Origin of the sequence: Nostoc sp., assembly GCF_036917095.1 — a bacterium.
Lineage (GTDB): Bacteria > Cyanobacteriota > Cyanobacteriia > Cyanobacteriales > Nostocaceae > Nostoc.
The window spans coordinates 455712-469172 of sequence record NZ_JBALFH010000015.1; the positions used below are offsets into that span (position 1 = coordinate 455712).

Sequence of the window (13461 nt, forward strand, 5' to 3'; positions counted from 1 at the left end):
TTCCCTTACGGGATGGCGAGGACGCTTTACTAGTTAACTGGTGTGAGTTAACCATTACTCGTTCTGATGGCACTCTAATCTACAAAAATACCTTTGCGACAAATCATCAAATTACGGCTCTTAATGTTGAGAAAATTGTGTTGACTGGTCGCGCCAGTTGGGAGATAGAAAACGAAAATAACAACACGCTCAAAACCAAAGGTTACAATTTTTGACATGGCAAAGAGCATTTATCCTCTTTATTAACAACCTTTAATATCCTTGCTTTTTTGTTTCATACTCTACTTGACATTGGAGATGAAAAATACTAATTTATCCGCCAGCATTTACCAACACTAAAACCTTCAGGATTAGTCTGAGTGGCAAAGTGTGTTACGCGAAAAGCTAATGCACCAAACCCTTAATAAGAGTGCGTTACGCTGTCGCTAACACTCCCTACTGGCGTGGCAAGCTTAAAATAGTGTATTAAACGTAGACGTAGGTTGGGTGGAGCGGAGCGCAACCCAACATATATCAGGATGTTGGCTTTGGCAAAGCCTCCACCCAACCTACAATTTTTTTGCAACATTTTAGCCTTGCCACGCCACTACGTATATATCAAAAACTCAAATAGGAGTGCTATAGTAGGTTATCAAGTTAATAGTACTAGGTTATCAAGTTAATAATCTTAGTAGTAGATAATCAAGTTAGTAATAGGTGGTTATCAACTTAATTCTTGTGGGTTTAATGGAAATAAAAGCCTAAGAGAATTAGAGATTATATTAGCAATAAAAAGTTTTCTTGACATGACGAATACACTTTGATATTTTGTTTGAGTACATTAATAAACGAGAATTATAAAAAATCGCTCTAAGCTATAAAAGTTTTTAACTTTTTTCCTTTATATAGGTTTGCTTACCAGCTTTTGGCTTGGTTCTGAACAATCTATCTATACATTCTTTTATAACTGCTGAAATGCTTTTGATATACACATTTTTGTAGTTTTTGAACCAATCTTTTTTCACTCTTTATGAAAAATCCAGGCTAAAGGGCTAAAGCTTATTTAAATCTGAAGAGCTGTTTATTCGATACCTGGAAAATAGACATGGCAAGTGCTACTTAACTTCTTTAAGAGAAAACCAAACCATTTATGACCAGAATTATTAGACAAATAGCATTAAAGCTTGCAGCGCTCCCAGGGGTATTGAAGAGGAGACAACTGCGGCAACTCTTGAAGATTGCTAGCAGTGTTTTTTTTGCTCTTTTTGTTGTCATATATGCGTTGCAAGGGAGAGCGCAAACCATATCCTCATCTTCTGTTTGCGCTCTACCGCCTGCGGGAAGCATTGTCAACAACCCACCAGAAATCCGCAATCCTGATACCGCTCATCCTGCAAACTTTACGGTTGTCAACATTGCCCCTAAGCAAAACTGCTATGTTGCCAATGGTAACCTGCAAGCACCAACGCTTAGGGTGAGTCCAGCTAAGGCAAACTTAGTACTGAAATTGACTAACCAATTACCAGGTCAAGTAAAAGAAGCACAAGATCAAAGCTGTCAGCGCAGATATTCTGGAGGAATGGCACCCCCAAATTCAACCAACCTGCATTTTCATGGTTTGAGTATATCTTCAAAGTGCCATCAGGACGAAGTTGTACGGACGGTTGTTAAGCCGAAAGGGACTTTCGAGTACAATATCAGTATTCCACAGGGAGAGCCACCGGGGCTATATTGGTATCATCCCCACGTCCACATGCAGAGTGAAGCTCAAGTGCTGAGTGGATTAACAGGTGCCATTATTATTGAAGGCATTGGGAAGTATAACAAGCAAGCTGCTCAATTTCCAGAACGGGTGTTTGTGCTGCGTGATACAGACCTATTAAAATATTTTGACTATCAGCAACCACTGAAGGATATTTCCATCAACTCAGTTCCAATTAGGTATAAAGGTAGCGGGATTTACGATCCGCCAGCTATCATTCAAATGAAACCCAATCAAGAACAGTTTTGGCGTGTGGCTAACACTGCGGCGGATACCTTCTTTGACTTGCAAGTCCAATACAATAGCATTGCTCAACCGCTTAAATTAGTAGCGATGGATGGTGTTCCTATCAATGCTGATGGTCAGTTGCAGTACCAGAATAAATCTGTCTACCACATTATCCTACCTCCAGGCGGAAGGGCAGAGTTCGCGATTAAGGGCCCTGGAGCATCGGTCAAGGATGCCAAGTTTTTGACGCTGAATTATCGCACAGGGACACAACATGATAATAATCCACAACGAACGATAGCTAGAATTCAGACGCAAGCCACATCCTCGGCTTCAGCCTCAAATCCTGAATTAAGCGTTGACTTAAGCAAGGTATCGGGCAATCGCTTTTCTGGACTAAATCAGAACAACTCTGTAAAACAGCGCAAGCTCTACTTTTCTCAAACAGCTGCTAATGTAGAGCCAGAGCAGTTCTACATCACAGCAGAGCCAAATAAGCCTAAAGTTTACGATCCAAATTTCCAGACTCCCGATATCACGGTTAAGGAGGGAACGACTGAGGATTGGATCGTGGAAAACCGAAGTTTGGAAGTCCATACCTTCCATATCCACCAAATCCACTTCCTTGTCTTGAACAGTTCCGATCCGAGTGAGATTGGGATAATGCGCGACACAATCAATATACCTATCTGGAACGGTAAACCAAACACCCCGTTTCCCAGTGTGAAGCTGCGAATGGATTTCCGAGGTATTCAGAATGGTACAAGTATTGCAGGTATCTTTGTCTACCACTGCCATGTTTTGGGACACGAAGACAAGGGTATGATGGGATCTATTGAAGTCAAGAGCTGAAGTCAAGAGCGCTGAATAGACCCGTCAAAAATATATATTGTGGACACCTTTTCCAAATAGGCTTTGAGCATTGTTACGTCCTTTCTTCAGTACCAGCAATTATTGACACCATAATTTTGCCTTCAAGATGCGATCGCTTAGAAGATTTCAAAATAAAATATCCAACTACTGATTCTGGGGTGGGCATTTTGCCCGCCCGTAACACTTCGCGGTATTCTCGATCGTAACGTCAGCGAACAAGTTTATTGCAGCGAACTTTAAAAAGCATGGGTGGTAAATTAATTGTATTTGAAGGGGTAGAAGGCTGTGGTAAAACCAGCCAAATCCAGCTTTGTTCTGAGTGGTTGGAAAGTCTGGGTGTAACTGTTGTTGTAACTCGCGAACCAGGAGGAACAGAGTTAGGCTTACATCTTCGCCGCTTGCTACTAGAGAAGGCAGAGGATAAACCAGTTGCACAAGTGACAGAACTTTTGTTGTATGCTGCTGACCGATCGCAACATGTTGAACAAGAACTCAAACCAAATCTGGCAGCAGGAAAATATATTTTATGCGATCGCTACACTGACTCTACCATTGCCTACCAAGGATATGGTCGGGGTCTTAACATGAGTTTAATCAATCAGCTTAACTATATTGCTACTGGTGGCTTAGAGAGCGATTTAACTATTTGGCTAGATGTCGATGTCGAGGTGGGACTGGCCCGCAAACTAGCAGGCATTGTAGGGCTAGACCGGATTGAACAGGAGACAATCGCTTTTCATCGGCGCGTTCAGCAAGGATACGCACAAATAGCCGCCTCCCAGCCCTCACGAATTGTTCGGGTAGATGGCAGCTTGAGTAAAGAAACTGTACAACAAGTAATTCAAGGAATTTTGGGCGATCGCCTGCATTTGGTGAGTTGAGGCAAAACAGCTAGTCGCAACGATCGCAATTGAGAGAAGCACAACGTATACTTTTCATAACCATGATATTTCTAAATATCATCAAACCAGCGCAATCATTTACTTCTCCAGAAACTTTGATTCAAGCAACAAGTTGGCGACGTAATGCTGATGCCAAAATTGAGTTATATCATGTCCGGCTGATTAGTTGTCATTGCGTACCGCCCTTGGCGTTCCCGCAGGGTACGAAGTGTTCGCACAGCGTCTCGAAGAGAAGCAATCTCCGAATCCTTGCGGTTGCTTCTCTACGAGACGCTCCGCGAACGTTCCACTTCGTTGCACTCGCAATGACATATTGTAAGTGATTAGGCGGACATAATATTAGTTGCCGATAAATCTTTTACTCAGTTGCAAGAATAATTAACCTGTGCAGAAATTCCCAAAAGCTAATATAGGCATGTTCGTGTTAGTAAAATATTTTTTAGGGAACCCTAAGTATTACTGTTTTAATAAGGATAGGGTGATGAAAGTAGCTTCCTTGTGCTTGGGCTTAGTGAGTGGAATTTTGACAAACGGAATATTTCTGCCAGCAACGGCTCAGGTGACACCAGACGGGACTACGAACACTACTGTCAACTCAATTGGCAATAATTTTACTATTCTTAACGGTCTAGACAAAGGTAATAATTTATTTCACAGTTTCAGTAATTTCTCTGTACCTACAGGTGGCTCCGCTCATTTTGATTTAAATACTACGCCAAATATTACAACTATATTTAGTCGGGTTACTGGTGGAAATGTTTCCCATATTGATGGGTTAATTAGCACCCTTAATAGTAGTAACCCGGTAAGTTTATTTTTAATGAATCCTCATGGGATTATATTTGGGCAAAATGCCAGGTTGGATATTGGTGGCTCATTTGTGGGGACGACGGCTAACAGCATTAAATTTGCCGATGGTGTAGAGTTTAGTGCAGTCAATTCGACAACGACCCCGTTGTTGACGATGAGTGTGCCGATCGGCTTGCAGATGGGACAGAATCCAGGGGGGATTACTGTGCAAGGGACTGGACACCAGATGACAAATACTACCCCTTCAGTTCCCAGCAAGAATCCCATCAGGTTACAAGTCGCGGCAGGCAATACACTGGCGCTGATCGGCGGTGCAGTGAACTTATCGAGTGGCATTGCCTCTGTTAAGGGGGGCGGACATCTAGAAGTGGGTAGTGTCAGCGCTGGGCAAGTTGGACTCAATTCCACTCTTGCGGGATGGGTAGGGGATTACTCAGCCGTGTCACAATTTAATGATATCCACCTCGCCCAACAATCTTTGCTAGATGCCAGCGGTAGCGGTGGCTCAATCCAACTACAAGGACGAAATATCAGCTTGACCGAGGGTTCTGCTGCTTTGCTCGTCAACCTGGGTGCCCAATCATCTAGGGGGATTACAGTCCATGCGACTGGTACCGTTAACCTAACGGGGAATACACCTGATGGCAAATTGGGCAGTTTCATCGCAATTGAAAATTTAAGAACAGGGCAGACGGGCGATATTACCCTCTCCGCCGCGCAGCTATCCCTTAAAAATGGAGGAGTAATCTCTTCTCGGACGTTTACTCAAGCACCCGGTGCGAATATTACAGCCAATGTTGCCGACACGATCGATATCGATGGCTTTGCCCCCGCCAATCCAACCACTTCGTCCAGGATATCGACAAGCACCCAGAGAAGTATCGGCAATGCAGGGAAAATTACCGTATCAACCGACAATTTGAGGCTTCTGAATTCTGCGACTATTAGCTCTGTAACCACAGGTTCTGGACAAACTGGAACAGTACAAGTTAATGCAGCAAAGCAATTAGAAATTGCGGGTTATAATCCCATCACATTTACACAAAGTGCAATAGTTGCAATCACTCTTGGCTCTGGAAACGTCAATGACACGCTCGTCAACACGTCCAGATTAGTGATTCGAGACAGTGGATTTCTAGGTTCTAACACCCTTGCTACAGGTTCATCTGGTAGCGTGACGGTTAATGCTTCTGAGTCCATCGATATCCAAGGGCGCATTGTTGGATCGATCGTGCCTAGCCGGATCGCTTCAACCGCCGAGATTCTCGATCCAGCGACTCAGGCTGCCTTTAGACTTTCGCCGATTCCCAGTGGCAACGCGGGTTCTCTTACAATTAACACTCCGTCGTTACGCATCACTAACGAGGGATCTGTCACCGTCAAAAATGATGGGCCAGGTAAAGCCGGGGATTTGCACATTAACGGCAACTCCATTTTTCTAGACAAGCAAGGTAGCATCGCGGCATCAAGCGCCTCAGGAAATGGGGGCGATATTCGCCTAAACCTGCAAAACAATCTGCGGATGCGTGACAATAGCTTGATTTCCGCTACATCTACAGGTACGGGAAATGGAGGTAACTTGTCAATTAATGCACCTGTTATTGTCGGTTTAGAAAACAGCGACATCATCGCCAACGCTGTTCAAGGTAACGGTGGAAATATCGACATCTCTACCCAAGGTATATTTGGGTTAAAATTCCGCGACGAACTTACTCAAGAAAGTGACATTACCGCTAGTTCTAAATTTGGTGTTAAGGGTACAGTCGATATTAATAACTTTGGCATTGATCCGAATTCAGGTTTAATCAAATTACCAGCAAATATTACAGATCCATCACAAAAAATTGCTACAGGTTGTTCTAATAATACTGCTAGTCGATTTATCGCAACGGGCCGGGGTGGTGTGCCGCAAAATCCAAATCAACAGGTAATGAGCGATCGCACCTGGGATGATGTGCGAGATTTATCTGCTTACCGCAAAACTGGTGAGCTAAATACCCAGATCCAGATTCCATCATCGCCAGAGGTTCTCGTTGAAGCTACAACTTGGCATCGCAACCCCCAAGGAAAAGTTGAGTTAATTGCGGCGCAACCGAATACCTATGTACAACTGCCATTAGCCTGTGCTGCGATTCCAAGAGTTAATTTGCCTAAAATTTAATCCGCTCAATGCCAAGCGATGTCTAATATCATGTCCGCTTGATTACTTATTAAACCTGAAGAACCCCACCCCGCCAAAGCGTAGCTTTGTCTCCCTGCCCCTAATCCCCAGAGGGGGCCCCGAGTTCCCCGCTCTTCGGGAGGGGCTGGGGGTGGGGTGCAATGACTGTGGGAATCATAACTATTTATCCGGACATGATATAACCACAAGCTTGTCAAATAACTTGCGAGAACACTGATTCAGTAATCAGAATTAAGTAGCAGCCTGCTCAGTAGTATCAGTAAAAATTTTGGCAAGCACATGAATTTTTTAAAATATTCCCACCCCCAATAATCATTTCTTATGGTTGTGTTAAATCAATAACTTTATCAATCCGAAAGTTATTAACCCAATCAGACAGAGTGTTTGCTAAAAAAGCAGCTTCTTCAGGAATTTGCTCAAGCAAACTGAAAATAAGCTTTTCATCAGTACACAGTGCCGCTTGATGTAGCTGTGTCACCCACTCAGTAGGCATCTGAGCCAGAATCTCTTCTAATGATAAAAGTTTAAAGTTTGAGTTTTCTGAAAATTGGTCTTTTTGAAGGGGTTCCTGTTCGTAGACATAACGCACTCCCAAATATTTAGACATCATATTCAAGATTACTTCCTCTCGAAAGGGCTTACGCACAAAATCGTTACAGCCTGCCGATAAAACTACAAATCGTTCCTCGTCAAAAGCACTAGCAGTTAGAGCAATAATCACAGTAGCTTGACCTTTTAAAGTAGCTCTGATTTGTTTAGTAGCTTCATAACCATCCATTACGGGCATTCGCATATCCATTAAAATCAGGTGGGGTTCCCAAGTTTGCCACAGAGCGATCGCTTCTTCTCCGTTAGCTGCTGCCAGAGTTTCAAAACCAATAGTATTAAATAACTGCCTTAATAAATCGCAATTGTCTTCGCGGTCATCAACTATCAGAATTCTGTATACAGGTTGCCCTGGTATCAAAGCAATTACTCTGCGTTTAAGTGTTGGTGGTGCAATTTCAAATGACTCTACTAGTTCAATTTTGATCTCGAAGTAAAAAGTTGAGCCACGGCCTACTACGCTATGAACTCGGATATCGCCACCCATTAACTGCACAAATTGACGGCTGATTGTTAGTCCCAGTCCTGTCCCTTCTCTGACTTGTTTAGCACTTGCAGTCTGAACGAAAGGCTGAAATAAATTATCTAATTCCTCGGTGGCAATTCCCAATCCTGTATCTTCAATTTCAAAGGTAATCAGGGATTGGGGATTGGGCAAAGAGGAGACGGGGAAAGAATTATCAATATTATCTTCTCTTACTTTTACGCGCAGCGTCACTTCTCCGGTATTGGTAAATTTGATGGCATTTCCTAATAAGTTGATCAGCACTTGTCGGAGCTTACTTTCGTCTGTGAGGATATATTGGTGCAAATTCGGAGCAAGTTCAAATGAGAGTGATAACTTTTTGTCCTTGGCTCGTACCTGGAACATCTGTTGTATGTCTTCCAACAAGCTATACAAATCAAAGGATGTAGGATTAAGAACAATTCGCCCAGCTTCGATTTTGGACATTTCTAGCACATCATTAATTAACTTGAGCAGGTGTGCTCCACTACGATTGATAGTTGCTAAAGAGTTTCGCTGACCTTTGCTTAGGGTGGTGTCTCGTTCCATTAGCTGGGCAAAACCCAAAATGGCATTGAGTGGCGTTCGCAGTTCATGGCTCATGTTGGCTAAGAAGGCGCTTTTTGAACGGTTGGCAGTTTCGGCGGCTTCTTTGGCAATCCGTAGTGCCTCCTCAGCCTTATGCCGCGATCGCCCAATGGCTATGAGTTCGCTCACCCGTTGCAGTAAGTTGATTTCTTCTTGGCTCCAAGTTTTAGATTTGTTTACAGCATCTAATTCCAGTAGTCCAACGACTTTGCCAGCGTAAATCATCGGTACAGCCACTACAGATTTAATTAATTCTCTGTAGGTCAATTCTGTCTCGGCGTTCGCCTCTGGTGAAATATCTGCAATGCGAGATGCTTGTAAACCTTGGATAGGATTACCGTTAAGAATTTGGTTGTAAAACCAGGGCAACGGCTCAGATGAAGTGGTGCTGTTTAATAATAGTCTGCTGCTTGGATCGTACCACTCATGGGCGATGTAAAATTGCTGTTGTGGTTCGTAGTATTCAAAGATACAGCTGCATTCAGCCCCCATAAATTCAGCGATCGCTTGCAGTGTGAAATTGATTGCGGTATCTGCATCCTGGTCAATAAATTGGCGAGAAATGCTGTTTAGCAGTCTATCTACTTGAGCGCGGTGCCAAAGTGTGGCTTCAACTTGCTTACGTTCAGTCAAATCTTGCACCAACCCTTGAATGAGTGTGCGCTCACCGAGCTTAAATACAGTTAACCACACCTCAGCCGGAAAATCTGTACCATCTGCGCGACGGTGAACCCATTCAAAACGATGTCTGCCTTGCTCGTAGGCGATCGCAATTTGTTCGCGGGCTAAACTCGCAGAAGTTTGACCGTTTGGTTGAAATGGTGGTGAAAATTCACTTGGATGCTTCTGCAAAAACTCTTCCCGAGAATAGCCGAATAGTTCTTCTGCTGCCCGGTTGCAATCAAGAGGAATTCCGTTTTCCTGTAACATGACAGCAATACTGGTTGATTCGTAAAGGGCGCGAAATCTGGCTTCTGATTGCCGTAAAGATTCTTCCGCAAGTTTGCGTTCGCGTAGCGCAGCTTGCTGTTCGCTAATATCTGTAATTACGGCATCTATACAGCCATCTTCAGCATTCCGTCTCAGCGAAATTAGTCCCCAACCAAGAGATTTATCCCGACGACACAGTTGCAACTCAAAGTTACGTACCTCACCCTGCTGTGCCATTTCTGCCAATAGCAGTTGGCGATCGTCTGGATTTGCGTAAAACTCTGTCGTGAATTGCTTGCCAATTAGATCGGTGGCGGAACTATAACCCAAAATTTCGGCTTGGCGTTGATTGGCTTCCAGAAACAGCCCATCTTCTAAGCGAATGCGAGCAATCCCCACTTGAAAGTTTTCAAAAATATTGCGATATTTCTGTTCGCTGCGACGTAGAGCTTCTTCTGCCTGTTTGCGCTCGGTAATATCCCGGAAGTACCAAATTCTACCGTAGTAATCTTCTGTTGGCGATCGCACAGATGCAGAATATCGGTCTAGAGTTCTTCCATCTTTCAGGCGAATTTCATCCCGGCTAATTTGGTCTGGATGGGCGTAGAGATACTCAACTTTTGCCAGAAACTCCTGTGGCTGCTCCAGTTTGTCGAGTGCTAATTCCAGTAATCGCCGATCGTTAGTATTGACGAATGTTTCTGGAATTTGCCATAACTGGCAAAAACGTTGATTGTAAGATACTATTTGACCATTTTCATCAACGACTAAAATTCCATCAATTGAAGCTTCTTGTTGGGCTTTAAGTATGGCATTACTCCGGTGTAAATCTGCCTCTACTTGCTGGCGTGCAGTAATATCCCGAAAACTCCAAACACGCCCAATAATTTTATCGCCTTTCCATTGAGGCTGAGAGTAACGCTCAAAAACACGTCCATCTTTCATCTCTACCAAATCAAAAGCTTCCTGTTCTGGATACTCATAAAACAGTTCCTTGACTCTGGCAATAAAAGCTTCGGGATCTCGCGTTTGTTCAGACATAAACTTAAATCGTTCATTGCTTTGAGTAGGTTGCAACAACGATTCTGGTATTGACCACATCTGAATAAACTTTTGATTAAAGACTGCTACATTAAAGTCTTGATTTACAACTATAATTCCATCAGCTGTAGATTCAAGTGTCGCTTGCAAAAGAGACAAAGTTTCTGCTTGTTTTTGTTGTGCTAAGTAGCGTTCTGCTTCCCAGTGTTTTGCTTGAGTGACATCTCTAATTACTAATATAGATGACCTATCACCTCCTGCAAGTTCGACGCAGTTGCCTGATATTTCTAAAATTAAGGAGCGATGTTTGCCGTCACGACATTCATATTCTTCTGCGATTTCATACTCTCCCTCTAGAACCCTCATATTTGGATAGGATTCTGGTGGAACTGCTTCACCAGCTAGGCTCAAGAATAACAAATCATTCAGCTTGGCATTAAGAACTAAAATATGTGGTTGGTTAACAAGTTTATCAAAAGCAGTATTGCACCATTGTATCTTGCCATTACTACCAGTCCAGACAATAGCATCAGCGATCGCCCCCAGCGCCACCTCCATCTTGCCCAAAATTGCCCGTAATTGGTTGACTAAACTAGTCAAATTTATGCTCATCGGCAGACTCCCCCTGGGGAATTAAAAATGAAAAATTAAGAATTAAAAATTGTAAATATTGGGGACTTGTACCCAATATTTATTAAAACTTAGTATTTTTAATGAAAAAAGGTCAATTTGTGATTTTTTTAGCGATCTATCTTCCCATTTATTTTACAGAGGACGCAATATGGCCATAAACACCCATTCTCCGTGATGTTTCTCTGCCATAATCAAATGCTCGGCTTCAATTTCTAGACCATCTTTAGCGATCGCAACCAAACGCAGTGGGTGATTGAGAATAGTAGAATTTTCTGTTGAAAGAAAGCGGGAAAAACCAAGGTGGTGCGGGGCATGAAAACCCTCTGGAATAACTACCGTGACGATTTGACCATAAATTTCAGCCATGCTCCAGCCAAAAACAGCAGTAAAGCGATCGTTTACATAAGTGACGAACCCTTGTTGATCTGTAATTACAACTGGCACATCTATTTCTCGCTTCATGTCACTCAGGGTTTTCATCGCTGCTTCAGTCATAAAGTTCTGCTACGGTTGTCCCAAGAATAGATCGCTTTTATTTTAATTGCTTATTTTTTTGATTTAGTCTCCCTTTGAGGGCTAAAACTGCCCTAGAGTGGCTCACGTTATCTCCTTGATGGAGCGATGTCTACGACGGGCTGCGCCTACGCTTACTATACCCCTAACCCAATTTTAATTACAGCGACTAGATGCTAATTTGTCTAACCATCTTGATGCTTCGTTATAAAATTTGAACTGGCTTTCATTGACACGAAACTCTTTAGTGTGAACCATTCTTCTTCCTTGAACCCACTTCGTGCCGTGGTACTTGTGCAATAATTCGTGATACAACACAAACTCAACTACGAACCCAGGTACTTTAGCATCATCTAGGGTCAAACTCATCACTATTCTGTCTCTAGCTGACTCGTAGTGTCCGAATTTACGGTAAGTGTTAACTCGGCTCCATGCTAAACGTGGTTTGGCAAGACTTGATGCGAAATATTCATGATTGACTTTATCAAATAAGTCATTTAGATTATAAAACTTGCCTTGTGGGTTTTCTGCCACTACCTCGGCAATCAAATCAAGCTCTAACAATACAGCAATGTATTCTTCTGTACTAGCAAACGATCTAATCAGTCGTGTATTATCTTGACTCTTGCCAAAAAGAGCAGATTCCAATAACGCTTGCAAAACTGCTTTTGGTGAATTTATAAACCCCTCACTAATCATAATCTTCGCTGTGCTAGCAGACCTTTTAACCTGATAAAGCCCAGCTAAATTAGTTATTTCAATCATTAGTTCAAGTGATTTTTGACCGTGTATATCAAGAAGTTGTTTAGCACTTTCCAACAAATAACCAGTAGTTTTCAGGTGAAGTTGTAGATATTGTTCATCTGTCAAAAATTTGATCCATGAGTAGATTTTTCGGGATGAATTTGTCAGATTTGATGGCGTTACCTGGCGATTAGAACAGATGCTTTCAATTGTTGTTGCTGTTTGAATGAAAGTCTGATTGAGTTTTTGTATTTGAGTTGAATCATAATTATAATTTGAAGCTAGATGAAAAATTTTCTGTAATATGTTATTTTGCTGGACTTTAATATTTTTTAAACTAATACTCTCAACGCTCATTTGATTTTTGGATATATCAGGAATATGCCAGTTCTCACACCTCAATATTACTATTTCATCTGAGGCAATGATTCCTTACCCCCATTAATGAAGATGGAAGTAATAATCGGGGGGTATGGACGGGGATGAAGAACTCAGTGATTCTTGGCGGGACAACGTTAAATATTATGCTTAGTTCGTAATTGAGCGCTTTGAGTTCGGGGTTGACCAGGTTAAAGAATTACTCAGTACCCTAATGAGTGATGAGTGGTGGGGCGTAATGCTTGAGTTTGAGGAAGTTTGCTCTAAAAACTTTGGTCAGCTTGTGTCAGATGCTCCACAGTGGACTGAGTGGATAGCGTGAGAAAGTTGGGTTTAGTGCAGACCAGTTTAAGAGTTAATTCCTCAAACATCGCATTTTCAATCTTGATTTATTGCGCTTGGCTCCATGTAGACAATTTCCCAGATGTGACCATCTAAGTCAGCAAATCCATGTCCATACATAAAACCGTGGTCTTGCGGTTCATTATAGGTTGTTCCACCGGCGGCGACAGCAAGGCGAACTATTTCATCGACTTGTTGTCGGCTATCAGAAGATAGGCACACAAGCACCTCTGTGCTTTTTGTGGCATCACAAATTTCTTTGGGAGTAAAGGTTTTAAACTTCTCATGCGTCAAGAGCATGACGAAGATGCTTTCGGACACAATCATACAGGTGGAAGTTTCGTCAGTGAATTGAGGATTAAACTCAAAGCCGAGTTGGGTAAAGAACTCGATCGATTGATTGAGGTTTTTGACTGGCAGATTGACGAAAATTTGAGTACTCATA

General features: G+C 42.5%; 7 protein-coding genes and 1 pseudogene. 4 read left to right on the forward strand and 4 right to left on the reverse strand.

The features are described from left to right. Window positions 1-2 precede the first annotated feature (2 nt). The 4 genes and pseudogenes from V7L01_RS06090 to V7L01_RS06105 form a co-directional block, all read left to right on the forward strand. A pseudogene (locus tag V7L01_RS06090) lies at window positions 3-308 on the forward strand (ISNCY family transposase); the annotation flags it as partial. Window positions 309-1129: 821 nt separating this feature from the next. Further along, window positions 1130-2821 carry a multicopper oxidase family protein gene (locus V7L01_RS06095; protein WP_335032844.1) on the forward strand — a complete coding sequence of 564 codons (1692 nt, stop codon included), beginning with the start codon at window positions 1130-1132 and terminating at the stop codon, window positions 2819-2821. A gap of 266 nt (window positions 2822-3087) precedes the next feature. Then, window positions 3088-3723: a dTMP kinase gene (gene tmk, locus V7L01_RS06100; RefSeq protein WP_335033183.1), complete on the forward strand. Its 636-nt coding sequence runs from the start codon at window positions 3088-3090 to the stop codon at window positions 3721-3723. Window positions 3724-4225: 502 nt separating this feature from the next. Continuing rightward, window positions 4226-6715 (forward strand): S-layer family protein, encoded by a 2490-nt coding sequence (locus V7L01_RS06105; protein WP_335032846.1) that lies wholly within the window; start codon window positions 4226-4228, stop codon window positions 6713-6715. Window positions 6716-7055: 340 nt separating this feature from the next. Here V7L01_RS06105 and V7L01_RS06110 read toward each other — a convergent pair whose 3' ends face one another. The 4 genes from V7L01_RS06110 to V7L01_RS06125 all read right to left on the reverse strand — a co-directional run bounded on the left by V7L01_RS06110 (window position 7056) and on the right by V7L01_RS06125 (window position 13460). Next, the gene (locus V7L01_RS06110) at window positions 7056-11018 is read right to left on the reverse strand and encodes a PAS domain-containing hybrid sensor histidine kinase/response regulator (protein WP_335032848.1); all 3963 of its coding nucleotides are present in this window, start codon (window positions 11016-11018) and stop codon (window positions 7056-7058) included. A 153-nt stretch (window positions 11019-11171) separates the two neighbouring features. Continuing rightward, entirely contained in the window at window positions 11172-11534 is a 363-nt protein-coding gene (locus tag V7L01_RS06115) for a PAS domain S-box protein (protein WP_335032850.1), read from the reverse strand. A gap of 174 nt (window positions 11535-11708) precedes the next feature. After that, a complete protein-coding gene (locus V7L01_RS06120) occupies window positions 11709-12653 on the reverse strand; it encodes a M48 family peptidase (protein ID WP_335032852.1) in 945 nt (314 codons plus the stop codon). Window positions 12654-13052: 399 nt separating this feature from the next. Further along, a complete protein-coding gene (locus tag V7L01_RS06125; RefSeq protein ID WP_335032854.1) occupies window positions 13053-13460 on the reverse strand; it encodes a VOC family protein in 408 nt (135 codons plus the stop codon). Window position 13461: the final 1 nt, after the last annotated feature.

Bases quoted from the DNA above. Each gene is read 5' to 3' on its own strand.
- V7L01_RS06125 (WP_335032854.1), bottom strand. From the start codon at position 13,460: ATGAGTACTCAAATTTTCGTCAATCTGCCAGTCAAAAACCTCAATCAA.
- V7L01_RS06110 (WP_335032848.1), bottom strand. From the start codon at position 11,018: ATGAGCATAAATTTGACTAGTTTAGTCAACCAATTACGGGCAATTTTG.
- tmk (WP_335033183.1), top strand. From the start codon at position 3,088: ATGGGTGGTAAATTAATTGTATTTGAAGGGGTAGAAGGCTGTGGTAAA.
- V7L01_RS06120 (WP_335032852.1), bottom strand. From the start codon at position 12,653: ATGAGCGTTGAGAGTATTAGTTTAAAAAATATTAAAGTCCAGCAAAAT.
- V7L01_RS06115 (WP_335032850.1), bottom strand. From the start codon at position 11,534: ATGACTGAAGCAGCGATGAAAACCCTGAGTGACATGAAGCGAGAAATA.
- V7L01_RS06105 (WP_335032846.1), top strand. From the start codon at position 4,226: ATGAAAGTAGCTTCCTTGTGCTTGGGCTTAGTGAGTGGAATTTTGACA.
- V7L01_RS06095 (WP_335032844.1), top strand. From the start codon at position 1,130: ATGACCAGAATTATTAGACAAATAGCATTAAAGCTTGCAGCGCTCCCA.